The 24829-nt window shown below is 48.9% G+C and carries 26 protein-coding genes; 23 read left to right on the forward strand and 3 right to left on the reverse strand.

Going from position 1 to position 24829, the window contains the following annotated elements:
• The first annotated feature begins 14 nt into the window (after positions 1-14).
• From rpsP to GUA87_RS05605, 8 genes are all read left to right on the forward strand, one after another.
• Entirely contained in the window at positions 15-422 is a 408-nt protein-coding gene (gene rpsP / locus GUA87_RS18320; RefSeq protein WP_193715506.1) for a 30S ribosomal protein S16, read from the forward strand.
• 11 nt (positions 423-433) lie between these two features.
• Positions 434-1012, forward strand: a complete 579-nt coding sequence (gene rimM, locus GUA87_RS05575) for a ribosome maturation factor RimM (RefSeq protein WP_193715507.1) — start codon at positions 434-436, stop codon at positions 1010-1012.
• Positions 1009-1755, forward strand: coding sequence for a tRNA (guanosine(37)-N1)-methyltransferase TrmD (gene trmD / locus GUA87_RS05580; RefSeq protein WP_193715508.1), 747 nt, complete (start codon positions 1009-1011; stop codon positions 1753-1755). Before rimM ends, trmD begins: the two co-directional genes overlap by 4 nt.
• Before the next feature lie 11 nt (positions 1756-1766).
• A complete protein-coding gene (rplS, locus tag GUA87_RS05585) occupies positions 1767-2153 on the forward strand; it encodes a 50S ribosomal protein L19 (protein WP_193715509.1) in 387 nt (128 codons plus the stop codon).
• A 109-nt stretch (positions 2154-2262) separates the two neighbouring features.
• Positions 2263-3669 (forward strand): 3-isopropylmalate dehydratase large subunit, encoded by a 1407-nt coding sequence (leuC, locus tag GUA87_RS05590; RefSeq protein ID WP_193715510.1) that lies wholly within the window; start codon positions 2263-2265, stop codon positions 3667-3669.
• 12 nt (positions 3670-3681) lie between these two features.
• Positions 3682-4293, forward strand: coding sequence for a 3-isopropylmalate dehydratase small subunit (gene leuD, locus GUA87_RS05595; protein WP_193715511.1), 612 nt, complete (start codon positions 3682-3684; stop codon positions 4291-4293).
• 61 nt (positions 4294-4354) lie between these two features.
• Positions 4355-5467: a 3-isopropylmalate dehydrogenase gene (gene leuB, locus GUA87_RS05600; protein WP_193715512.1), complete on the forward strand. Its 1113-nt coding sequence runs from the start codon at positions 4355-4357 to the stop codon at positions 5465-5467.
• A gap of 79 nt (positions 5468-5546) precedes the next feature.
• Positions 5547-6569, forward strand: coding sequence for an aspartate-semialdehyde dehydrogenase (locus GUA87_RS05605; RefSeq protein ID WP_193715513.1), 1023 nt, complete (start codon positions 5547-5549; stop codon positions 6567-6569).
• A 75-nt stretch (positions 6570-6644) separates the two neighbouring features.
• Here the strand turns inward: GUA87_RS05605 and GUA87_RS05610 are convergent, their stop codons facing one another.
• Positions 6645-7289 carry a hypothetical protein gene (locus GUA87_RS05610; protein ID WP_193715514.1) on the reverse strand — a complete coding sequence of 215 codons (645 nt, stop codon included), beginning with the start codon at positions 7287-7289 and terminating at the stop codon, positions 6645-6647.
• Between the two features lie 364 nt (positions 7290-7653).
• Here GUA87_RS05610 and GUA87_RS05615 point away from each other — a divergent pair, with 364 nt between their 5' ends.
• The 12 genes from GUA87_RS05615 to GUA87_RS05670 all read left to right on the forward strand — a co-directional run bounded on the left by GUA87_RS05615 (position 7654) and on the right by GUA87_RS05670 (position 19644).
• A complete protein-coding gene (locus tag GUA87_RS05615; RefSeq protein WP_193715515.1) occupies positions 7654-9954 on the forward strand; it encodes a mechanosensitive ion channel domain-containing protein in 2301 nt (766 codons plus the stop codon).
• Complete coding sequence (locus GUA87_RS05620) at positions 9944-10918, forward strand: zinc transporter ZntB (RefSeq protein WP_193715516.1); 975 nt, start codon at positions 9944-9946, stop codon at positions 10916-10918. Before GUA87_RS05615 ends, GUA87_RS05620 begins: the two co-directional genes overlap by 11 nt.
• Positions 10919-11060: 142 nt before the next feature.
• Complete coding sequence (locus GUA87_RS05625) at positions 11061-11936, forward strand: HpcH/HpaI aldolase/citrate lyase family protein (protein ID WP_193715517.1); 876 nt, start codon at positions 11061-11063, stop codon at positions 11934-11936.
• 11 nt (positions 11937-11947) lie between these two features.
• On the forward strand, positions 11948-13012 hold the full coding sequence (locus tag GUA87_RS05630; RefSeq protein ID WP_193715832.1) for a MaoC family dehydratase: 1065 nt from the start codon (positions 11948-11950) through the stop codon (positions 13010-13012).
• A 117-nt stretch (positions 13013-13129) separates the two neighbouring features.
• Complete coding sequence (gene sdhC / locus GUA87_RS05635) at positions 13130-13519, forward strand: succinate dehydrogenase, cytochrome b556 subunit (RefSeq protein ID WP_193715518.1); 390 nt, start codon at positions 13130-13132, stop codon at positions 13517-13519.
• A 2-nt stretch (positions 13520-13521) separates the two neighbouring features.
• Complete coding sequence (sdhD, locus tag GUA87_RS05640; protein ID WP_193715519.1) at positions 13522-13902, forward strand: succinate dehydrogenase, hydrophobic membrane anchor protein; 381 nt, start codon at positions 13522-13524, stop codon at positions 13900-13902.
• Between the two features lie 5 nt (positions 13903-13907).
• Positions 13908-15701, forward strand: a complete 1794-nt coding sequence (gene sdhA, locus GUA87_RS05645; RefSeq protein WP_193715520.1) for a succinate dehydrogenase flavoprotein subunit — start codon at positions 13908-13910, stop codon at positions 15699-15701.
• An 18-nt stretch (positions 15702-15719) separates the two neighbouring features.
• A complete protein-coding gene (locus GUA87_RS05650) occupies positions 15720-16502 on the forward strand; it encodes a succinate dehydrogenase iron-sulfur subunit (protein ID WP_193715521.1) in 783 nt (260 codons plus the stop codon).
• A gap of 66 nt (positions 16503-16568) precedes the next feature.
• A complete protein-coding gene (locus GUA87_RS05655) occupies positions 16569-17291 on the forward strand; it encodes a YdcF family protein (RefSeq protein WP_193715522.1) in 723 nt (240 codons plus the stop codon).
• Positions 17292-17388: 97 nt separating this feature from the next.
• The gene (locus tag GUA87_RS05660) at positions 17389-17958 is read left to right on the forward strand and encodes a TetR/AcrR family transcriptional regulator (protein WP_193715523.1); all 570 of its coding nucleotides are present in this window, start codon (positions 17389-17391) and stop codon (positions 17956-17958) included.
• A gap of 10 nt (positions 17959-17968) precedes the next feature.
• A complete protein-coding gene (locus GUA87_RS05665) occupies positions 17969-18940 on the forward strand; it encodes an MBL fold metallo-hydrolase (protein ID WP_193715524.1) in 972 nt (323 codons plus the stop codon).
• A 98-nt stretch (positions 18941-19038) separates the two neighbouring features.
• Entirely contained in the window at positions 19039-19644 is a 606-nt protein-coding gene (locus GUA87_RS05670) for an FMN-binding negative transcriptional regulator (RefSeq protein ID WP_193715525.1), read from the forward strand.
• On the opposite strand, the gene zapE is transcribed toward GUA87_RS05670, so the two are convergent.
• Together zapE and GUA87_RS05680 are read right to left on the reverse strand one after the other, a co-directional pair.
• Complete coding sequence (gene zapE, locus GUA87_RS05675) at positions 19641-20762, reverse strand: cell division protein ZapE (RefSeq protein ID WP_193715526.1); 1122 nt, start codon at positions 20760-20762, stop codon at positions 19641-19643. The genes GUA87_RS05670 and zapE overlap by 4 nt on opposite strands.
• A 51-nt stretch (positions 20763-20813) precedes the next feature.
• Entirely contained in the window at positions 20814-21422 is a 609-nt protein-coding gene (locus tag GUA87_RS05680; RefSeq protein WP_193715527.1) for a hypothetical protein, read from the reverse strand.
• Positions 21423-21692: 270 nt separating this feature from the next.
• Between GUA87_RS05680 and mdh the strand changes: the two genes are divergently transcribed.
• From mdh to sucD, 3 genes are all read left to right on the forward strand, one after another.
• On the forward strand, positions 21693-22655 hold the full coding sequence (gene mdh / locus GUA87_RS05685) for a malate dehydrogenase (RefSeq protein ID WP_193715528.1): 963 nt from the start codon (positions 21693-21695) through the stop codon (positions 22653-22655).
• A 115-nt stretch (positions 22656-22770) separates the two neighbouring features.
• Complete coding sequence (sucC, locus tag GUA87_RS05690) at positions 22771-23940, forward strand: ADP-forming succinate--CoA ligase subunit beta (RefSeq protein ID WP_193715529.1); 1170 nt, start codon at positions 22771-22773, stop codon at positions 23938-23940.
• A gap of 2 nt (positions 23941-23942) precedes the next feature.
• Positions 23943-24818 (forward strand): succinate--CoA ligase subunit alpha, encoded by an 876-nt coding sequence (gene sucD / locus GUA87_RS05695; protein WP_193715530.1) that lies wholly within the window; start codon positions 23943-23945, stop codon positions 24816-24818.
• Positions 24819-24829 lie beyond the last annotated feature (11 nt).

The following is a 24829-nucleotide window of genomic DNA, read 5'->3' on the forward strand; positions in this document are numbered from 1 at the left end:
AAAGAACGTAAGCTATGGCACTTAAAATTCGCCTCACTCGTCAGGGTGCAAAAAAACGTCCCTTCTACCGTATTGTAGTTGCAGACGTTCGCAGCCCGCGCGATGGTCGTTACATTGAGCGTGTTGGCACATACAATCCAATGCTCACAAAAGACGACGAAAACCGTGTGACTTTGGATGAAGATCGCATCAAGCATTGGATCGGCAATGGCGCAAAGCCAACTGATCGTGTTGCACGTTTTCTTGCTGAAGCCGGCATGATGGACAAGCAGGAACGCAGCAATCCAGAAAAAGCGAAACCAAAAGCAAAAGCACAGGAACGTCTGCGCGAAGCTGAAGAAGCTGCGGCTGCTGCTGCTGAAGCTGCTGCCGAAGCCGCTGCTGCTGAAGAAGCACCAGCTGAGGAAGCTGCAGAAGCCTAAGGGTTTTGAGGATGTCACAGTCCGAACGGCTGCTAATGGGTGTTGTCACAGGGCCGCGTGGTATTCGCGGTGAGGTTAAGGTTAAAAGCTTTACTCAGTTCCCTGAAGATATTGCATCCTACGGCTCTTTAACTGATGAGACCGGTGAGAAGACTTACAAAGTCAAGCTGGTAGCTATGGCGAAGGGGCAGCCGGTCCTGAAGTTTAAAGGCACAAATGACCGGAATGAGGCGGAAGCCTTAAAAGGTCTGGAGCTTTACATTGATAAAGCAAAATTGCCGGCGACTGAGGATGATGACGAGTTTTATCACACAGACCTGATTGGTCTGGAGGTTAAAACCAAAGATGGTGACAAATTCGGCGATATCTTGCGCGTTCATGATTTTGGGGCGGGGGATATGCTGGAAATCCGGCCAGAAGGGAAAGGGGCCAAAGCGGCCGTGCTAATTCCCTTCACGATGGAGATGGTACCAACTGTCGATATCAGGGGTGGATTTGTAGAAATTGATCTACCGGAAGATTTCTTCACGGTTCCTGAAAAGGAAGAAGAAAAGGACGGTAGTAAAAAAGGGAGTGCTGATCCCAGATGAGCGGCGCAACCGATGAGACAAAGACAGAAGAGAAAGCGGTTTGGTCCGCTCATGTTCTGACTTTATTTCCGGAGATGTTTCCGGGACCTGTTGGTCAGTCCCTCGCGGGGCGAGGCCTGAAAGAAGGGGCCTGGAATTTGGAAGTGACCCATATCCGGGATCATGCGGTTGGCAAGCATCTGAATGTGGATGACAGTCCCTTTGGCGGTGGTGCCGGAATGGTCATGCGACCTGATGTATTGGGAAGCGCGATCGAAAAGGCACAGGCCGTATCCGGTAAGGATAAAAAGCTGATCTATTTCAGCCCACGCGGTCGGGTCATGGACCAGAAATTGGTTCGCGAACTGGCAGAAGGTCCGGGGGTCATCCTGATCTGCGGGCGTTTTGAAGGGGTAGATCAGCGGGTGTTGGACGAGCACGATGTAGAAGAGGTCTCTTTAGGGGATTTTATTCTGTCAGGCGGCGAAGTTCCGGCCCTTGCCATGCTGGATGCGGTGGTCAGGTTGTTGCCGGGTGTTACCGGAAACGTGGCATCGCTGGAAGATGAGAGTTTTGAGACCGGGCTTTTGGAATACCCCCATTACACCCGACCAGCGGTCTGGAAGGACCGCGAAGTTCCGGAAGTTCTGCTTTCGGGACATCACGAGAAAATCAAGGACTGGCGGCAACGACAGTCCGAGGAATTGACGAAACAACGACGAGCGGACCTGTGGGAACGCTGGTCAGCGGAAAATTTGAAATAAAGGTGAAAGCTATGGATACAATTCAAAAGCTAGAACAGGAACAGATCGAAAAGCTGGTAGCTGAACGTCCAGTTCCTGAATTCCGTGCAGGTGATACCCTGCGTGTTCACGTGAAGGTTGTCGAAGGTACGCGTGAGCGTATTCAGGCCTTTGAAGGCGTATGTATTGCCCGCAACTCCGGCGGTATCAATGCAAACTTCACGGTTCGTAAAATCTCTTACGGTGAAGGCGTGGAACGTGTATTCCCACTTTACTCCCCACGTATCGACAAAATCGAAGTCGTTCGTCAGGGTGTTGTTCGCCGTGCGAAACTTTACTACCTGCGCGAACTGCGTGGTAAGAAGGCTCGTATCCGCGAACGTCGTGAAGATCGCTACGCGAACAAATCTGCTGAATAGTTCTTATTCGGTCTGAATTTGCTAGAATGATTTTCACCGGCGCGGGACCCCTCGCGCCGGTGCACCTATAATAATGTCATACCACCCGGCATGGAGAGGAACGTAAGCAATGGGCGAGCCAACAACCCTTTATGATAAAATCTGGGACAGCCATCTTGTAGATGTGCAGGACGATGGAGCCAGCCTACTTTACATTGACCGTCATCTGGTCCACGAAGTAACCAGCCCGCAGGCCTTTGAAGGTCTTCGCGTTGCAGGCCGTAAAGTGCGCCGTCCTGATGCAACATTTGCTGTTGCTGACCACAATGTTCCAACTAAAGATCTGGATAAAGGGATCACCGATCCTGAAAGTAAGTTGCAGGTTGAAACTCTTGAAGCAAACGTGAAAGAGTTCGACGTCAACTACTTCTCCATGACAGATGATCGCCGTGGTATTGTGCATATTATTGGCCCTGAGCAGGGTTTGACTTTGCCTGGTATGACAATTGTTTGTGGTGACAGCCACACATCAACACATGGCGCTTTCGGTGCCCTTGCCCACGGTATTGGTACTTCTGAAGTGGAACATGTTCTGGCGACCCAGACATTGATCCAGAAAAAAGCCAAGAACATGCGTGTTCTGGTGAACGGTGCCTTGCCAGCAGGTGTTACTGCGAAAGATCTGGCCCTTGCCATCATTGGTAAAATCGGTACAGGCGGTGGAACCGGCTGCGTGATCGAATATGCGGGTGAAGCGGTTCGCAATCTGAGCATGGAAGGTCGTATGACCCTTTGTAACCTGACCATTGAAGCAGGTGCCCGTGCGGGTCTGGTTGCACCAGATGAAACAACATTTGAATATGTTAAAGGTCGTCCATTCGCTCCTAAAGCTGGTGCGTATGAGCAGGCGGTTGCCTACTGGAAAACGCTGAAAACTGACGAAGGTGCGGTTTTTGAAGAAGAAGTGGTTATGGAAGCATCTGAAATTGTTCCATACGTTACTTGGGGAACAAGCCCGGAAGATGCGCTGCCAATTACAGCAACTGTCCCGCATCCTTCTGATTTTGCTGATGCCGGTAAGCAGGTCGCCGCTGATCGTGCCCTGAAATATATGGGTCTTGAAGCTGGCATGAAGCTAACCGACATCGAAGTCGATCACGTCTTTGTTGGCTCTTGCACCAATGGTCGTATCGAAGACATGCGCGCCGTTGCGGAAATCGTTGAAGGCAAGAAAGTCAAAGACAGCGTAACAGCGATCATCGTTCCAGGCTCCGGTCTTGTTAAAATTCAGGCGGAAGAAGAAGGTTTGGATAAAATCTTCACGGAAGCCGGATTTGAATGGCGCGAACCTGGCTGTTCCATGTGTCTTGCCATGAACGCCGACCGTCTGAGCGAAGGGGATCGTTGCGCATCCACTTCCAACCGTAACTTCGAAGGCCGTCAGGGCCGCGGTGGTCGGACGCATCTGGTAAGCCCTGCAATGGCTGCTGCTGCGGCCCTAACCGGTCATCTGACTGACGTACGTGAATTAGACTAAGGAGAGGCGATCATGGAAAAATTTACTAAACTCGATGGTGTTGCCGCTCCGATGCCGCTTGTGAATATCGACACAGATATGATCATTCCAAAGCAGTATCTGAAAACAATTCAGCGCGCCGGCCTTGGCAAAAACCTGTTCGCAGAAATGCGTTATGACAATGACGGGAATGAGTTGGAAGATTTCGTACTGAACCAGCCTCAATATCGTTCAGCTCAAATCCTTGTTGCAGGTGACAACTTCGGTTGTGGCTCCAGCCGTGAACACGCGCCTTGGGCACTGGCTGACTATGGTATCCGTTGCGTAATCTCCACAAGCTTTGCGGATATTTTCTACAACAACTGCTTCAAGAACGGCATCCTGCCTATCCGTGTCTCTCAGGCGGAGCTGGATAAATTGATGGATGATGCAGGTCGCGGCTCTAACGCGGTTCTGTCCGTTGATCTGGAAGCACAGGAAATCAAAGGCCCGGATGGTGGCACTGTTGCCTTCGAAATTGATCCTTTCCGCAAGCATTGCCTGTTGAACGGTCTGGATGAAGTTGGACTGACACTGCAAAAAGCAGACAAAGTCGACAGCTTTGAAGAAAAACAGAAACTGTCTCAGCCTTGGTTGCAGTCATAAACTAACCAAATAACACTCAAGGGGCTTGTCAAAGCCCCTGCATCAGAGGAATTAAGGAATAATGGCGTCTAATAAATCCCTTCTTATCCTGCCAGGTGATGGCATTGGCCCTGAAGCGATGACCGAAGTCCGTCGTATCGTCGACTGGATGGGCGATCGTCGCGCGGTTAAATTCGATGTGGATGAAGATCTTGTGGGTGGTTCCTCCATCGATGCACACGGTATTCCGATTACCGACAGCGTCGTCGAAAAAGCCCAGAATGTAGACGCCGTTCTTCTGGGTGCTGTTGGTGGCCCGAAATGGGATAACCTTGATTTCTCCATCAAACCGGAACGCGGCCTCCTGCGCCTTCGTAAAGATCTGGAGCTTTTTGCAAATCTCCGTCCTGCGATCTGCTTTGATGCGTTGGTTGATGCGTCCAGCCTGAAACCTGAACTGGTGTCCGGTCTGGATATCATGATTGTTCGCGAATTGACCGGTGGCGTTTACTTCGGTGAGCCGCGCGGTATTGAAGATCTGGGCAACGGCATCCGCCGTGGTGTGAATACACAAGTTTACACTACTCCGGAAATTCACCGTGTTGCGCGCATCGCCTTTGAATTGGCACGGAAACGCGATGGCCGCGTTTGTTCCAGTGAAAAAGCGAATGTGATGGAATCAGGTCTTCTGTGGCGTGAAGAAGTGACAAAAATCGGCGAAACCGAGTTTCCTGATGTAGAATTGTCACATATGTATGCGGATAATGCGGCGATGCAGCTTGTTCGTGCGCCAAAACAGTTCGATGTGATTGTCACCGATAATCTGTTCGGCGATATTCTCTCTGACTGTGCGGCAATGCTGACAGGGTCCCTTGGCATGTTGCCATCTGCGTCCCTGGGTGATGTTGACGAGCATGGTCGCCGTAAAGCGCTTTATGAGCCAGTACATGGTTCCGCACCAGATATCGCTGGGGAAAATAAAGCGAATCCGATTGCGACAATTCTGTCATACGCTATGGCGCTTCGCTATAGCTTCGATATGTCTGACGAAGCTGATCTGGTCGAAAAGGCCGTTCAGAACGTTCTGGCAAGTGGCGTGCGTACCGGCGATATCATGGCCGAGGGCATGACACAGGTATCAACCACTGAAATGGGCGATGCCATCCTGAAAGAACTTGATAATTTGAATGGGTAATTCATATATCAGGTTTTTAAACCTGTAACCGCTTTGGCGGTAATTCTGCCGCCAAAGGCAAACGTAAAAGAGACTTAAAATGGGTTATAATGTTGCTGTAGTCGGTGCCACCGGTAATGTGGGCCGCGAAATGCTGAAAATTCTGGATGAACGTCAATTCCCGGTTGCCGAAGTTACGGCACTGGCGTCTAAGCGTTCTGCTGGTAAACAGGTTTCATTTGGCGACAAGACACTCACGGTAAAGTCCCTTGAAGATTTTGATTTCACGGGAACAGACATTGCGCTGTTCTCTGCTGGTGGATCTGTTGCGGCTAAATTCGCCCCTAAAGCGGCGTCTCAGGGCTGTATCGTTATCGACAACTCTTCTCACTTCCGTATGGACCCGGATGTGCCATTGATCGTGCCTGAAGTAAATGCAGCTGCGGCCTCTGGTTATGCAAAGAAGAATATCATTGCGAACCCGAACTGCTCTACTGCACAGCTGGTTGTTGCGCTGAAGCCTTTGCATGATGCAGCGAAAATCAAGCGTGTGGTTGTTTCCACATACCAGTCCACTTCAGGTGGCGGTCTGGAAGCTATGGATGAGCTGTTCAATCAGACCAAAGGCATTTACGTGAATGACATGCCTTCACCTGAGAAATTCACAAAGCAGATTGCGTTTAACGTAATTCCGCATATTGATGTGTTCATGGATGACGGTTATTCCAAGGAAGAATGGAAAATGACCGCAGAGACAAAGAAAATTGTCGATCCAGCCATCAAACTGACCGCAACTTGCGTACGTGTGCCAACTTTCATTGGTCATGCGGAAAGTGTGAATGTGGAGTTTGAAAACGAACTGTCAGCGGAAGAAGCCCGGAACATGCTGCGTGAAGCGCCTGGTGTTCTGGTTGTGGATGATCCGGAAGAAAATGGGTATGTGACACCTGTTGAATGTGCCGGTGAAGACGCCACCTACATTTCCCGTATCCGTGATGATATCACTGCGGAAAATGCCATCAACTTCTGGTGCGTCTCCGACAACCTGCGTAAAGGCGCGGCGCTCAACGCCATCCAGATCGCAGAACTGATCGGACGCGAGTTCCTGAAAAAAGCAGCCTAAGGCTGCTTTTATAAAGAGAAAAGAAAAGCCGCTGGATTATCCGGCGGCTTTTTTGTGTAAGTCTTTTGATTGGATTTAGGCGCTGCGTTTTCTGCGCCAGCCGATAAATCCGAGGAGGGCCACACCAGCGCCGTAAAGGGGCAGGGCCGCTGGAAGAGGGATTGCGCTGATTTTCTCAACGGTGAGAGCCGCAAGTTTAAAGTCGTGATATCTACCGATGGCACCGATACCAAATTCGGTGCCGCTAAACATAAGGGCGCCCAGAAATTCAAAAGTATCGGTAGGGTTAGCGTTCAGGCTGGAGTCGATCAGTTCCAAGTAACCGTCATTGTCGTTATCCGCAAAAAGTGCGAATCGATCCCCATTATCATTATAGGTGAAGGAGACGCTTTTCAGCTTCACTTCCTGAGTGCCAAAATCAAAGTAGGCCACATCATTGTAACCGGATCCATCGATCTGGTGGTCATTATCACTTTCGTTCCAGATGGCAAGGCCATGGCCATTATACTGGCGGATATGTCCGGAATCATAGATAGCGCCTTGGTAATATTCGGCTGATGAAACAGCCAAATTCAAGCCGTCGACACTGTAGTTCAGTGTACCGCGTGTCCATCCGATGCTACCGTTCGGGCCGCTTAGAAAGTCAAAGGTTGTAGTCGCAGCCATTGCAGATGTGCAGGACATCAGGAGGGCAACAGCTGAAATGATCAGTTTTTTCATTGATCTTCTCAAGAGTAGTTTGACGCAAATCATATTTGGTACGTGAACTAGACTGTCTTGATAGGTAAATTTTTACGTAAAATCAATTTATTAGTTTGAATAACCAGTTTTGAAAATGTGGCAGTTACATTTTTTGTTAATAAAAAATTAACCAATAAATCCCGAAAACGGGTTATGGGTAAATCACTTAATAATTTGCTCAGGCAGTCTCAGGCTTCACGCGTTTTAAATAAATTTCTTTTCTTGATTTGGTTATTTGCCTCTAAAATCACCTTTAAGAACGAATCAACATCCAAACGGGAAGTGAGATAATCGCAAAAGATTGGTTTTATTGGCGAGGCGGCTTCCCCGAATTGAAACACCTATGAAATTCCTGAATAGAGTATTTTTGATTTTCTGCACATTTATCTGTCTGACGACGGTGTCAGCCTTTGCGCAGGGTCAGCAAGAAAGAAACAAGATTGCGGTCCTTCTAAAGCAGGAAGGCGCAAAGATCGAAAGTCTTGATGCAGATCTGTCTACAGCTTCCGTATCTGAAAAACGTCTGCTGGAGATTTCAAAAAAATTACGGCAATCGCGAGAATTTCTGAGTGAATTGGAGGCTAGAACCAAACCCCTTCGTGAAGATGCAGAAGCCAATTTGCAGGATCTGGGACCGGCACCGGAGGCCCCGAAAGAAGGAGAAAGTCAGGTCACGGAACCTGAAAGTATCCAAAAGCAGCGTAAAGATCTTACCAGTGAACTTCTAGAGGTTGAAGGGCTTTACAAGCAGGTTGAAATCCTCACGTCGAGAGTGTCACGGCTTCTTGCAAAAGTGGCGAGTGTCAGGCGCGACAGATTTGTGGGTCAGCTCTTCGAAAAACAAACGCCTCTTTACCGGCCTCAGCTGTGGGTGAACGCCATTTACGCCTATCGTGACCAGTTTGAAAGAGCCTTAAAGTGGGTGACAGAGCGACGAAGCGCTGAGGTGATGGGCGGCGGAGCGGTCCTTATTGCCTTCTTCATTTTCTTAAGTGTTGCGGTAAAGGCAACATCTCGGAAATTCACGAGTTACATCACCGCAGGGAATAAATTCTCCGGGGCTTCCAAGTCACTCCTTTTCCCGGTTTTCGCTGCCGTTCTGGGGGTATTTCTGGCCGTTCAGTCCATCAAGGCGCTGGAGCTTTTCTCCATACAGAATCAATCCATGGCGTACCGATATTTCGGGTTGGTGCTTTTGGTTGTTCTTGTGAGCATTGGTGCCAAACGTTTTAAGGACGCCGGTGTTATCAGGCCGATCATGCGTTGGCTGGTCACAGGAGCGGGTGCGTTATTTATTCTTGATGCGCTTCTTTTGGAAAGTGGCCGGGCTATGGGTGTTGCGCTGGACCTTGCTATTGCCCAGACCTATCTGGTGACCTTTGTTTTCTCTCTGATACTGGGGGTTTGCTCCTTCCTGGTTTTAAAAGATGTCAAAGAAGCTGACGGGTATTTTTTCCCAAAACAGCTTTTTTATATTCTGGCTGGAATAGCGCTCTGCCTGATTGTTTCAAATCTGTTTTCCTACGCAGCCTTTAGCCGATATCTGTTCGAAAAATTCGTCATCCTCTGTACGCTTTTTGTTGTCGTGCTGATGCTCAGATCTATTGCACAGCCCTATTTCAAGGCCTTTGACAAATATATTGGAAGATCGGCTGCATCAGAGGCAGAACAGGATGACCGGGAGCATCTGGTGTTTTTCTGGTTATCGCTCTGTCTGGACGTCATTCTGTTTTTCTTATGTCTGCCAATTGTTGCAAACAGTCTCGGGGCGGATTGGAGAGATATTCAGGAATGGACACTCAAGGCATTCTTCGGGTTTGAAATCGGCTCTTTCCATATCTCTGTTGCCAATGTCGGGATCGCCATTCTGGTCTTTATCGCCTTCTTGTTGGCCACCCGTGTCATACAGCGGATTTTGGATCAGAAAATTCTTCCAAAAACCAAACTGGATGATGCTATTCGGCAGTCCATCACTCAAGTGCTGGGATATGTGGGGCTTATTATTGCCTTGATGGCTGGTATTTCCGCGCTTGGCTTTGATCTGACCAATCTTGCATTGATCGCGGGTGCCTTATCCGTCGGTATTGGTTTCGGGTTGCAAAGTATCGTCAGCAATTTCGTCTCCGGCCTGATCCTGTTGTTCGAAAGGCCGATCAAGGTAAATGACTGGATTATTACCAATTCAGGGGAAGGGAACGTTAAAAAGATCAGTGTGCGTTCCACTGAAATTGAAACCTTTGATCGTACTTCGATTATTGTTCCCAATTCTGAACTGATTTCTTCATCGGTTAAAAACTGGACCCATAAAGACAAGATGGGGCGCGTCATTATTTCGGTCGGGGTGTCCTACAATTCTGATCCTCATCAGGTGAAGGACCTGTTGGCGCAGTGCGTAAAGAATAATAGCGACGCCATGAGCCATCCTGAACCAAGTGTGTTTTTTATGGATTTTGCCGATAGTGCTTTGATGTTTGAAGTCAGGTTTTTTGTAAGAAATATCCGGGAGGTTTTCCGCATCTCCACAGATATGCGGTTGCAGATCTGGGATGTATTTAAAGAGCATGATATCGAAATTTCTTTCCCTCAAAGGGACATTCATATCAGGAGTGCCGAAGGCTTGAAAGGATTGCCCATTGGAGAATAATCATATTCTGTTTGCTGCTGGAATTGGTGAGGATTGTCTGAAACGACAACTTCTTGATGATGAGGTATCCCAAGCAATCAGGGATCGTACGAAAGTATGGGTGCATTTGGATGCCCTTAATCCAAATACAGAGAAATGGCTGAAAAGTGAGCTGAAGGATGTGGACCCAATCGTCAGGGGTGCCTTGCTCGCAGGGGAGACGCGCCCACGTGCGCTGGAATCAGGAAAGGGTGTGCTTCTTATTTTGAGAGGGGTGAATCTAAATGTGAATGCGGATCCAGAAGATATGGTTTCCATTCGGCTCTGGATAGATGAGCACCGTATCATCAGTGCTCAAAGAAGAAACTTAAAGGCCGTTAAAGACATACAGCAGCAATGCCTGAACGGTAAGGGGCCGGCTGATATAGGTGATTTTGTCGTGAGGCTGACAGGTCGTTTATTCGAACGCATGGAACCTGTCATGGTAGAGCTGGATGAGCGCACTGATAATATTGAAGAGCTGATACTGGAAAATCCATCAGTCGAAGAGAGACAGCAAATTGTGGATATTCGCAAGCAGGCAATTATTTTGCGGCGCTATATTGTCCCACAACGGGATGTGATGAACTTTTTGCGAAACTGCGATCTGCCTTGGATGAGCTCCATTCATAAACGGCATATTCAGGAGAATCTGGAGCGCATTACCCGATATGTAGAAGATCTTGATGCCATTCGCGAGCGTGCGCAAATCGTGAAAGACGAATTGGCCAATATTCTGGCGGATCGTATGAATAAAAATATGTATCAGCTGTCAGTTGTTGCGGCAATTTTCCTGCCGCTCGGCTTCCTGACGGGCTTGTTCGGGATCAATCTTGCAGGCATTCCCGGCGCAGAATATCCATACGCATTTGCAATTTTTGCTATTCTCTTGACAGTTATCGTGGGGGTCCAGATTGTCGTGATGAAAAAACTCAAATGGTTTTAGGGGAAACCTGTTGGCTGCGTCTTAATATGTCCGGATCATAACTTTTTCCGCAACTTTGTTGCGTTGCAGCAAAAAAGGCGTATGATGCTCCGCAAAAACGAGAAGACACCGGAGAATCCGGAGATTTTAGCGGAGAAGTAACATGGCCTCATCCATTCGCCCCCGTCGTTCTGTCCTTTATATGCCGGGATCAAATGCCCGCGCTCAGGAAAAAGCCAAAACACTGGCAGCAGACGGCCTTATCCTTGATCTTGAAGATGCTGTTGCCCCAGATGCCAAAGCCGAAGCACGTGAAATTGTGTGCGGCAATGCAGCATCAGGTGATTATGGAAAGCGTGAAATCATTATTCGCGTGAACGGGTTTGACACCCCCTGGGGTCGTGATGATGTTGTCGCTGCTTCCAAAGCGGGTCCAGATGCGATCCTTCTTCCAAAGGTGGAAAGTGCGGCGCAGGTTCACGAACTAGAGAAGCTGATGGATCAGTCTGGCGCACCAAAGACCACTAAAATCTGGTGCATGATGGAAACGCCACTTGGTATCCTGAAAGCCGAAGAAATTGCCGGATCAAGCCCACGGGTTGAATGCTTCGTGATGGGTACTTCTGACTTGGTGAAGGAACTGCAGGCGCAGCACACACCAATGCGTCTTCCTGTCATAACGTCCCTTGGCCTTTGCCTGCTGGCAGGTCGTGCCTATGGCCTTACTGTTCTGGACGGTGTTTATCTGCATCTGGCCGATGAAGAGGGTTTCCGCGAATCTTGCGTACAGGGGCTGGAGCTTGGCTTTGATGGTAAAACTCTGATCCACCCAAAACAGCTTGCAGATACGAACGAGGTTTTTGCCCCTTCGGAAGAGGAAGTTGATTTCTCTCGCCGGGTGATCGAAGCCTTTGAAGAAGCCGAGAAAGAAGGCAAAGGCGTGGTGGTTGTCGATGGCAAGCTGATCGAAAACCTGCATGTTGAAATTGCCAAAGCAAAAGTAGCGCTGGCTGAAGCCATCGCTGAAATGGCCGCTTAAGGGAGCTGATGATGGGATCCACAAAAACAAATCCTGGAAACTATTTTGAAGACTTCAAATTAGGTCAGGTTCTAAATCACGCGACACCACGCACCATTACAGAAGGGGATGTTTCCCTTTACACGGCCCTTTATGGCGGACGCTTTGCCCTTCAATCTGCCGACAGTTTTGCCATTGATTGTGGCCTGCAGGCTGCGCCGATTGATGATTTACTGGTGTTCCACATTGTCTTTGGTAAGACCGTACCGGATGTTTCCTTAAACGCGGTTGCCAATCTTGGATATGCAGATGTGCGTTTTCTGGCCCCAGTTTATCCAGGTGATAGTGTACAGACCACATCTGAAGTCATTGGCCTTAAAGAGAACTCAAATGGCAAAACCGGTGTGGTTTATGTTCGCTCCACAGGCACAAACCAGTTGGGTGAGGTTGTTCTGGATTATGTGCGCTGGGTGATGGTGCGCAAAAAAGACGTTGATGCGCCTGCACCGGAAACTGTATTGCCGGACCTTCCTGAAGTTGTTGATCCGGCCAATTTCCAGCTTCCAGCAGATCTGGACTTTAGCAACGTGGACGCCACCTTGTCTGGCTCCCCTCATTTCTTCGATGATTATGACGTGGGCGAGAAGATCGACCATGTGGACGGTATGACCATTGAAGAAGCCGAACATATGATGGCGACACGTCTTTATCAAAACACGGCCAAGGTTCACTTCAATCAACACATGATGAAAGATGACCGCATGGGTCGCCGTCTGATTTATGGGGGGCATATCATCAGCCTTGCCCGTGGCTTGTCTTTTAACGGTCTTGGCAACGCCTTCTTTATCGGGGCGATTAATGGCGGGTCACATACGGCACCAACCTTTGCCGGTGATACCATTTTTGCCTGGAGTGAAGTGCTGGATAAAGCGGATATTCCGGGGCGCAGTGATGCGGGCGCGCTTCGTATCCGGACATTGGGTGTGAAGAACGCAACTTGCGAAGATTTCCCTGACAAAGGTGAAGATGGCAAACGGGATCCAAATGTTGTTTTGGATTTGGATTACTGGGTGATATTGCCAAAAGCCACAGTTTAGGTATAAAGGACGGATATTTCGTCGGGTTTTGTTGACTTCGCGTTAGCCCGCCTTAAAATCCGTCCGAAAAAACAAGCTGTTCAGTAACGTATTGAAAGCCTAGCTAGAGAGATATCCATGGCGAATATAGAAAGACCCCTATCGCCGCATCTGCAGATTTATAAGCCGCAGATCACGATGGTAACTTCCATCACGCACCGTATCACGGGTGTTGCGATGGGTGTAGGAACCCTTCTTCTGGCCTGGTGGCTTATTGCCGCCGCAACTGGCCCGGAAGCATTTGCAACCGTCAGTGCCTTCATTTCATCGTGGTTCGGCCGCCTTGTCATGTTTGGTTTTACATGGGCGCTTTTCTATCACCTTTGTAACGGTATTCGTCACCTGTTCTGGGATTCCGGTAAAGGCTTCGAGCTGCCTACCATGCGCAAATCCGGCATGGCAGCCATTGTTGGTTCTGTGGTTCTCACACTGCTGACCTGGGTTATCGCATACGGAATGGGAGCCTGATCATGAGCATGAGAACACCTCTTAAAAATGTTCGCCATCTGGGCTCCGCCAAAGAAGGCACAACCCATTACTGGCACCAACGCGTAACGGCGATTGCCATGATCCCGCTTTTTGTGATCGCAATTGCTTATGTGGTATCCTTGGTTGGTGCAGATTACGCACGCGTTCGCGAAATCCTGAGCCTGCCATTCACATCTCTTGTGCTTCTGCTGTTGATTGGTGCGGTTTTCTATCACCTGAAGCTGGGTCTTCAGGTTGTTATTGAAGACTATATCCACACTGAGGGAACCAAAACGGTTCTTGTTCTGCTGAACACTTTCTTTTGCACAATTGTTGGTCTTGCCTCAGCGCTGGCCGTTCTTAAGCTGGCCTTCGGGGGATAAAGTAAATGTCTGAAGCATATCCTATTATTGAACACAAATATGACGTAGTTGTCGTCGGTGCCGGTGGCGCTGGTCTCCGTGCAACTATGGGCATGGCGCAGGCAGGTCTGAAAACCGCCGCGGTTACGAAAGTATTCCCAACCCGTTCTCACACAGTTGCGGCGCAGGGCGGTATTTCCGCGTCCCTTGGTAACATGGGTGAAGATAACTGGCAGTGGCACATGTATGACACTGTTAAGGGTTCTGACTGGCTTGGTGACCAGGACGCCATTGAATATATGTGCCGCGAGGCCCCGCAAGCTGTTCTGGAACTGGAACAGTTCGGTATGCCATTTAGCCGTACTGAAGAAGGCAAAATCTACCAGCGTGCTTTTGGTGGCATGACAACTCAGTTCGGTGAAGGCCCAGCAGCGCAGCGCACTTGTGCCGCGGCTGACCGTACAGGTCACGCCATGTTGCACACACTGTATTCTCAGTCTTTGAAATATGACACTGACTTCTACATCGAGTATTTCGCCCTTGATCTGATCATGGACGAAAATGGCGCGTGTAAAGGCGTTCTGTGTCTTTGCCTTGAAGATGGTACACTTCACCTGTTCCGCTCCCACATGGTGGTACTGGCAACGGGTGGTTTTGGCCGTGCTTACTTCAGCTGTACTTCTGCACATACATGTACAGGTGACGGCGGTGGTATGGTTCTGCGTGCAGGACTTCCGCTTCAGGATATGGAATTCACTCAGTTCCACCCAACAGGGATCTACGGCGCAGGCTGCTTGATTACTGAAGGTGTGCGCGGTGAAGGTGGTTATCTGGTGAACGGTGAAGGTGAACGTTTCATGGAACGTTATGCCCCAAGCGCCAAAGACCTTGCCAGCCGCGATGTTGTGAGCCGTTCCATGACAATGGAAATTCGTGAAGGCCGCGGTGTTGGTAGTCGTAAAGACCACATCTTCCTGCATCTTGATCACCTTGATCAGGCAATGATTGAAGAACGTCTTCCAGGTATTTCCGAAAGCGCGCGCATCTTTGCGGGTGTTGACGTGAACAAAGAACCGATCCCGGTTATTCCAACAGTTCACTACAATATGGGTGGTATTCCAACCAACTATCACGGTGAAGTGGTTGACCTGAAAGACGGTAATCCAGATGCGGTTGTACCAGGCCTGATGGCTGTGGGTGAGGCGGCGTGTGTGTCGGTTCACGGTGCGAACCGTCTGGGCTCCAACTCCTTGATCGACCTTGTTGTGTTTGGCCGTGCGGCGGCCCTTCGTGCGAAAGACACAATCACACCAAACACACCACATTCACCACTTCAAAAAGGTGCGGTTGAAGCTGCGGTTGCCCGTCTGGATCACTTCCGTAACGCAAACGGTGACATGTCTACAGCGACAATCCGTGACAACATGCAGCGCGTGATGCAGGACGACTGTGCGGTGTTCCGTACAGGTGAAAGCCTGCAGGCTGGTGTAAAGAAAATCGGTGAAGTTGAAAAACAGATGTCCGCGATCAAGACAACAGACCGTTCCCTCGTTTGGAACTCTGACCTGATCGAAACTCTGGAACTTGATAACCTCATCCGTCAGGCGGTTGTTTCCATGACAGCGGCTGAAAACCGGAAAGAAAGCCGCGGCGCGCACGCCCGTGAAGACTTCCCGGATCGTGATGATGAAAACTGGATGAAGCACACGCTCACTTACCACAGCGATGGTGAAGGTGTTCGTATTGATTACCGTCCGGTTCACACATACACACTGACCGATGAAATTGATTACATTAAACCCAAAGCCCGGGTTTACTAAGAGCTAGGGAAGATAGAAATGGTAGAGTTAGCATTACCTAAAAATTCCAAAGTAGGCACGGGTAAGACACATCCGAAACCGGAAGGCGCGAAGAACCTGAAGGCTTTCAATGTGTACCGTTGGTCTCCTGATGATGGTGAAAACCCGCATGTAGATACTTACTATGTGGATCTGGATACATGTGGTCCGATGATTTTGGACGGTCTGATCAAGATTAAAAATGAAATTGATCCGACCCTCACATTCCGTCGCTCCTGCCGTGAAGGTATTTGTGGCTCCTGTGCGATGAATATCAACGGTACAAACACACTGGCCTGTACAAAAGGTATGGATGAAGTTGATGGTGACATCAATATCTACCCACTGCCGCATCAGCCAGTTGTGAAAGATCTGGTTCCGGATCTCACAAACTTCTACGCACAATATGCGTCTATTAAACCATGGATGCAGACACAGACACCTCCGCCACCTGATCGGGAGCGTCTGCAGTCTAAAGAAGATCGTGCAAAACTGGACGGCCTGTATGAGTGTATTCTCTGTGCATGTTGTTCAACATCCTGTCCAAGTTACTGGTGGAATTCTGATCGGTTCTTAGGCCCAGCTATCCTGCTTCAGGCATATCGTTGGTTGGCTGATAGCCGTGACGAATTTACAGGGGAACGTCTGGATAATCTTGAAGATCCGTTTCGCCTGTATCGCTGTCACACCATTATGAACTGTGCGAATACATGTCCAAAAGGCCTGAACCCGGCCAAGGCGATCGCAGAGATCAAGAAAATGATGGTAGAGCGCCGCGGTTAATCGGTGCTGAGATATCTCTGAAAAAGGCTGCCTTTTCAGGCGGCCTTTTTTTGTTTTGGGGGAAAGATGTTCGAATATGTAACCAGTACTTTGTCGGCAAGCCTCAATGTACCAAGCATTATGTTATTGTGTGTCATCGCTGCAGGCGCGTATGCGTTAGTAGGAGCAAATTCGCGCTTTTTTAGAATTCTGTGCACTGCCTTTTTGGTGATGAGCATTCCGTTGATTCCCAAGATATTGTTTATGCCGATTGATATTGGCGTTTTGAAAGTCGGTAACTCCGCGGTGCAAAAGGCGGAAGTCATAGTCGTGATTACAAATGGTAGTAGTTCAGATCCCGATATTGGATATCAGGATCTCACAAACGCGACAGGACGACGTATGGCCCATGCCATAAAAATCGCTAAAGAACTTGATTTACCAATGATTGCTTCAACCACCGATAAACAAGAAGCTGACATAATTGCAAGCCGTTACAACAAAGACGTACCTGTCCTTGTTCGGATCGGAGGAACCCGAACACGTGATCATATTTCCCAAATAAACGATACATTACTGAAAGTGGAGTTCAGTAATGTAATTCTAATAACAACAGGGAGTCATGCATTCCGAACGAAAACCGCATTGGAGGCTAAGGGGTTTTCGGTTTCACAGGTGATCGTTGGTGAAAAAGATGGTGAGCTCAATGGTATCGACCTACTTCCATCTTTTCGTGGTTTCCTTTATTGGCAAATCGTGCTGAAGGAATATTGGGCTCTCGGTTGGTATTATTTCAAAGGCATTTTGTAATCTTCGACACAAAATGAATTGATAACTTCCTTGGATTGTTGACGACTGCAACATCATAAAATAAATAGACCGTTCTATATATTTTATGAGAATTGTTATGACCAAGGGTATTCAAACCAAAGCGCGCATTATCGAGGTGGCCTCAGATCTATTGCAACGCAACGGATTTCACGCCATGGGGATAAATCAGATTACCGCAAAAGGTAATTTGCCTAAGGGATCTATCTATTTCCATTTTCCGGGGGGAAAAGAAGAAATCGCTTTAGCAGCCATAGAGCAAGGTGGAGCCGTTGTTGAAAAAATTCTAGTGACTGCGTTGGAGCAATCTGTTTCTCCGATTGAATATTTGGAAACTGTAGTAGCTGCCTTTGCGCACCTTCTGGATGAATCCGCTTTTCAAAAGGGGTGTCCGGTGAGCTCAATTGCATTGGAAATGGTGCCAGAGTCACCTGAAATAACTAAAGCAGTTAGGCAGGTCTTCGACAATTGGCACGAAGAAACTTTGCGTGCGCTTGCCCAGTTGAATTGCACTCATCCAGATCTCCGGTCCTTGACGTCACTTCTCTTAAGTTCGGTTGAAGGCGCGCTAATTTTATGCCGTGCGCAACAATCCACAGCCCCCCTTGAAAATATCTGCGCTTCCTTGCGCCCGTTGTTTAAAAATTAATCAGGAAAACATGATGCTTAGAGCTATTTCGTCCATTGCAGCGTTGTTATTGATAATCTTCGCCCTGATTTTGACGTGGCATTTCTGGCCGCGAAAGATTGATGTGGCCGCTTACCCAGTCCCCAATTATGAGACATCTGGAGTGAATATGGACGTTCAGAAAATGGGAAATGTTCGTCTGGGGTATTTCTCAACAGGGCACAACATTTCTCCTGAAGCCTTTATTTATAGCGGCGGAAGTTTGATCGAAACCCATACGTCTGTTTATTCGGGGATGGTGGTGCAGCATCCAAAGGGTACCTTCATGTTTGAGGGTGGTATTGGTGGTGACGTGGCTGCGAAGATGCAAAGAAACTTCGATAGTTTTCAACGCAGCATTTTCACCTATACGGCTGAAGGGACGGCGCGGGAACAGTTAGAAGCCTCTTCCTTATCAGCGGCGGATATAGATTTCATTCTGCTAACCCATTTGCATTGGGATCATACCGGAGTGATCGAAGGGTTTCCCGATAAGGAAATCTGGACCACGGAAGATGAATTTAATTGGGGCCGGGACCATGGTAGCGGGGCAGATGGGTTCTTTCCCGAAGATTACCTGAAAGAAGAATTGCACTGGAAATTTATCACTTTTGATCCTGTGAAGTACGAAAGTTTTGAGCGGTCGCTGGATCTGTATGGGGACGGATCCATTGTGCTGGTGCCGCTTCCGGGCCATACGGCCGGCAGCGTAGGAATGTTCGTGACGTTGAAAACTGGTAATCGGTTTTTATTTATCGGGGATATTTCTTGGTCACAAAAAGCATTGGATATTCCAGCAAAACGCCCCCCCTTGGGGCAGCATTTAGCAGACAAATTTGATGAAGGGTTAACGGCAAGCCTCGTTCAACTGCATCATTTGAAAAGGAAATATCCGGAGTTGCAAATCATTCCAACCCACGATGAGGCCGCTTTCAAGGACGTCGAACGGCTAAGGAATTGGTAAATCATAAGTGGCCCTGTATGATTTTTTAATCTGGAGCTTTCGTTTTTGCAGGCGCCTGTTAGTCTGGCGCCTGCAAACCAGCTTACCGGATTTTATTCATGTATATCCCGCCGCATTTCAAAGTTCCTGAAAAAGAAACCCTTAAATCCCTTCTGCCAGAGGCCAGCTTTGCCATCATGGCCAGCACGGGGGAAGATGGACTGCCATTTATTACGCATCTTCCAGTAAGTTATGACCCGGATGGGGGATATGGTAACGGATGTATTTATGGTCATGTGTCCAAGGCCAATGGTCATCATCTGTTATTTGGAAAACCCGCGCGGATGATCTTTAGCGGCCCTCATGCCTATGTCAGCCCGCGCTTCTATGCCTCAGATGTCAACGTACCGACCTGGAATTATGTGGCGGTTCATGCAACAGGTACACCTGTCGCCCTTCAGGATCCTGACAAAGTGATCAAAGTCCTGGAGAAACTGACAAAAGAAAATGAAGAGGGGCGAGAGCAGCCCTGGACTATGGGCGAGCTTGATGAAAAGCGTATCCAGGGGTTGCTGAAAGGCATTGTCGCCTTTGAAATGCCTGTTGGTCGCCTGGAAGCAAAAGCAAAACTTGGTCAAAACAAATCCGCCGAAGACAGGCAAGCGTTGTTTGAGGCGCTGGAGGGTAGTGAAATCGGAGGCTGGCAGAAGTCAATTCTGGACTAGCCAACTGCTCCTTTCAAGTAATCTTCGGATCGCATTTCCATAAGGCGGGAGACCGTACGGGCAAATTCAAAATGCCCGTGCCCTTCTTCATAAAGATGTTCTGCGCCCACTTCCGCCGCGATGATCAGGTTAGCGCCGGCCTCGTATAGAACATCCACTAAGGTCACAAAGCGCTTGGCTTCGTTGCGGTTATGGGGGCCGAGCTTTGGGACATCTTCCAGAACAAGGGTATGAAAATTCTCGGTGATATGGAGATAGTCTGAGGCACCTAATGGACGGGCGCACAGCTCTTCAAATGTGCAACGGACTGCGCCGCGTGCGGTTCTGTCCAAAACCAGACTGCGCCCCTTGTGGCTTAAGGTAACACTTTCAACCTCGTTGCCTTCCGTGAGCATATCAAACAGGCGATCAAGTTCTGCCGTTGAGTCTGATCCTAAAGGGTGGAAGTAAACGGGACTTTTTGAAAGCCGGTCCAGTCGGTAGTCTGTTCCGCCGGATAGGTGCAGGATATCCAACTGCTCCTTGATCAGGCCAATAAAAGGCAGAAACAGCTCTCGGTTCAAGCCATCTTTATAGAGATCCTCTGGAATACGGTTTGATGTGGCAATGACCACAACGCCTTTTTCAAAAAGCAACTCAAACAACCGGCCAAGGATCATGGCATCAGCGACATCAGTGACCTGAAATTCATCGAAACAAAGAAGCCAGGCTTCTTTTTCTATTTTCTCCGCCAGGGGAACAAGGGGGTCATCCCCCTTCTTGTTCGGGTTTTGACGCCAGTCATGGATGAAACTATGGGCATCCAACATAAAACTGTGGAAATGGACACGCTTTTTGGCAGTAACAGGGGCTGTGTCAAAAAACAGATCCATCAACATGGATTTCCCGCGCCCAACATCCCCATACATATAGATACCTTGTGGCGGCTCTACGCGGGGTTTGCGGGCGCCAAGTTTGAAGATATCTGTCCAGTGGGCGCTGGTGCGGGGATCGTAATTCTCAAGACGCTTGTGCAGCAGTTGCAGTTTTTCAACAGCAAGCTCCTGAATAGGATCATGCCGAATGTCGCCGGAGCGGCGCATGTCGCGATATTTTTCCAAAGGCCCTTGAATAGTCATCTTGGCCTTAAAGCAATCTTGAACAAAGTTGTAAAGGGATAAAGCGACGGATCAGAACAGATCGCGGGTCAGGCGCTTTCTCAAATCCTGTTTCTCAACTGGTTGAGCTGCTTCCATAACATCCAATTTCGCCGAAGCGACATATTGATTGTTAAATTTAAATGTGGCGTTGGTCAGATGCATAATGCGCTTGCTGTCTTCCGCCGTGAGCACATGAGACGGCACTAAGTGCTTGCTCGTGAGCGCGGCAAGTAATTTGGGAGCAGCATTTTTTGCGCTTTCATTGACGTCTGGATACTGGTCAGTGCCCATCGGGATGTCTGCCAGCTGAATTTGTTCACCTGCAGGGCTGTCAAGCAAGGCGATGAGACCTTTAAAGTCATCTTGAGTGGCAACGGATCCTTTGGGCTCGCAAATAGCGCGTTCTTTTCTGAAAATGGCATCAAGGATCCGGCAATCCTGTCCGGTGACAATATCAAGGGCATGTTCACCCAGGCCTTTACCGCTCATGATTGACGACACGATTGAACCCGCAGTGAAAAGCTCACTGATGGTCAGACCTGCAATGATTGTTTCCGCACAGCCGGTCAGCGCAAGGGCAAGTCCCCCGCACACCACCATGTTACGCACGAATCGTTTTGTCTTTTTCGCTGCCGTCACGGGCCGATCCAGTCTCTCTCGCAAAAATGCAACTTTCACTGTAACAAGCAATCGTTACTAACTACTTACTGCAAAGGGTGTATTTTTATTAAAAAGCCCCTCTTGATCGTCAACTGACACAGAAAATTCACTTTGCTGCAAAAATTTGGTTAATTTTGCCCCCATGACCTTGCCCTCGAAACGAAAAGGGAGTAGTACCCAACCAATGTAATTCAAAGGAGGACCGCCTCCCACCGGAGGTGTTCTTCAGCATCAACACCGGAGATTAGAATGGCTCGCAAAAAAATAGCGTTGATTGGCGGCGGAAATATCGGCGGCACCCTGGCTCACCTGGCCGGGCTTAAAGAACTTGGCGATATTGTTATCGTAGATTTGAATGACGGTATGGCTAAGGGTAAAGCCCTTGATATTGCCTCTTCTTCTCCAGTGGACGGCTTCGACAGTGCCATGTCTGGTACAGATGATTATGCTGAAATCGCTGGCGCTGACGTTTGTATCGTAACTGCGGGTATTGCTCGTAAACCAGGCATGAGCCGCGACGATCTTCTGGGCACAAACATCAAAGTGATGCAGGCTGTTGGTGAAGGTATCAAGAAACACGCACCTAACGCATTTGTTATCTGTATTACAAACCCACTGGACGCGATGGTATGGGTCCTTCGCGAAAAATGTGGTCTGCCACACAATAAAGTGGTTGGCATGGCAGGTGTTCTGGACAGCGCGCGCTTCCGTCTGTTCCTCGCCGAAGAATTTAACGTCTCCGTAGAAGACGTAACAGCGTTCGTACTCGGTGGTCATGGCGATACCATGGTTCCACTGACACGTTACTCCACAGTAGCCGGTATTCCTATTCCGGATCTCATTAAAATGGGTTGGACAACTCAGGAAAAAATCGACTCCATCGTTGACCGTACACGTAACGGCGGCGCGGAAGTTGTAGCCCTGCTGAAAACTGGTTCCGCGTTCTACGCCCCAGCTTCCAGTGCCATTACAATGGCAGAATCCTACCTGAAAGATAAACGTCGCGTTCTGCCATGTGCAGCATATGTTGACGGTCAATACGGTCTGGACGGCATGTATGTCGGTGTTCCAGCCGTTATCGGCGAAAACGGTATCGAGAAAGTTGTTGAGATTGACCTGAACGAAGATGAGCAGGGAATGTTTGATAACTCAGTTGATGCTGTGAAAGGATTGGTCGAAGCCTGTATCGGCATCGACCCAAGCCTGGGATAATTAGAAAAACGGGGTACAACTTAACGGTTGTACCCCTTTTTTTGGCTGTTATAGTCAATTTGAAGGTCATAACTTGCCCTTTTACGGGGCCACAATTTGCGAATAGCGAAATATTATGAATATCCATGAATATCAGGCCAAGGGCCTACTCGGAAAATACGGTGTAACCGTGCCGAAAGGCGGGGTTGCGTACACTGCTGAAGAAGCAAAAACTGTCGCTCAGGAACTGGGAGGTCCGGTTTGGGTTGTTAAAGCTCAGATTCATGCGGGCGGTCGCGGTCTCGGCGGTGGTGTTAAGGTTGTCAAATCCATCGAGGAAGTGGTTGAAACAGCCAAATCCATGATCGGCATGCAACTGGTCACACACCAGACAGGTCCAGAAGGTAAAGAAGTCAAGCGCGTCTATGTTGAAGACGGTTGTGACATTGCACGGGAACTGTATCTCGGTGCGATTATCGATCGCGCAAAAGACTGCGTGACTTTCATGGCGTCCACTGAAGGCGGTATGGAAATCGAAGAGGTGGCTGCGAAAACACCTGAAAAAATTCACATGGTCAGCATTGACCCTGCAACAGGTGTCATGCCTTTCCATGCACGTAAAATTGCATTTGGTCTGGGCCTTGAAGGCAAGCAGGTTGGTGCAGCCGTGAAATTCATCATGGCGCTTTACAACTCCATCATCGACACAGACGCCAGCCTGGTGGAAATCAACCCACTGGTTGTAACAGGCTCTGGTGATGTGATTGCGCTGGATGCAAAAATGAATTTCGACGACAACGCATTGTTCCGGCAGAAGGGCATTGCAGAACTGCGTGACCCGGATGAAGAAGATCCAGCTGAACTGGAAGCGGCTCAGCATGAACTGAACTACATCAAGCTCGATGGTAACATCGGCTGCATGGTGAACGGTGCGGGTCTTGCAATGGCAACTATGGACATCATCAAGCTGAACGGTGGTGATCCGGCCAACTTCCTGGACGTTGGTGGCGGCGCGACGAAAGAGCGCGTAACCGAAGCGTTCAAGATCATCCTGAAAGACAAAAACGTTGAAGGTATTCTTGTGAACATCTTTGGTGGCATCATGCGTTGTGACGTGATCGCTGAAGGTGTTGTCGCTGCGGCGAAAGAAGTTGCCCTTAGCGTGCCACTGGTTGTTCGCCTTGAAGGTACAAACGTTGAACTTGGTAAGGAAATCCTTGCTAACTCCGGTATCAATATTACGTCTGCAAGCAACCTCGGTGAAGCTGCAGAGCTGATTGTTAAAGAAGTGAAGGGAGGGCAGTAAAGATGGCCGTTCTCGTAAATAAGGACACAAAGGTTATCTGTCAGGGCTTCACTGGCTCTCAAGGCACCTTCCACTCTGAGCAAGCAATTGCATATGGCACAAAAATGGTTGGCGGTGTGACGCCTGGTAAAGGTGGCGAAACTCACCTCGACCTGCCAATCTTCAACACTGTTGACGAAGCTGTTCACACAACGGGTGCAAATGCTTCTGTGATCTACGTGCCACCTCCGTTCGCAGCTGACGCGATCCTGGAAGCCGTAGATGCGGGCATCGAACTGGTTGTATGTATCACTGAAGGTATTCCTGTTCTGGATATGGTGCGTGTTAAACGCGCCCTGAAAGACAGCGGTACACGTCTGATCGGTCCAAACTGCCCAGGTGTTATCACTCCTGATGAATGTAAAATCGGTATTATGCCAGGTCACATTCACCGTCGTGGTAATGTGGGTATTGTTTCCCGTTCCGGTACGCTTACATACGAAGCGGTTGCTCAGACAACTGCGGCTGATCTTGGTCAGTCCACTTGTATCGGTATCGGTGGTGACCCTGTGAACGGTACAAACTTCATCGACTGCCTGGACATGTTCCTGAAAGACGATGAAACAGAAAGCATCATCATGATCGGTGAAATCGGTGGTTCTGCTGAAGAAGAAGCTGCTGAATTCCTGAAAGCACAGAAAACGAAGAAGCCTGTTGTTGGCTTCATCGCAGGTGTAACGGCACCTCCAGGTCGCCGTATGGGCCACGCTGGCGCCATCATTTCTGGTGGTAAAGGTGGTGCTGAAGATAAAATGGAAGCCATGCGTAGCGCGGGTATCACAATCGCAGATAGCCCATCAGCGCTTGGTTCTACTTTGGTAAGGGTTTTGAAAGGTTAGTAGTCTAGGAC

This window comes from Sneathiella sp. P13V-1 (assembly GCF_015143595.1).
In the GTDB taxonomy this organism is placed as follows: Bacteria; Pseudomonadota; Alphaproteobacteria; order Sneathiellales; family Sneathiellaceae; genus Sneathiella.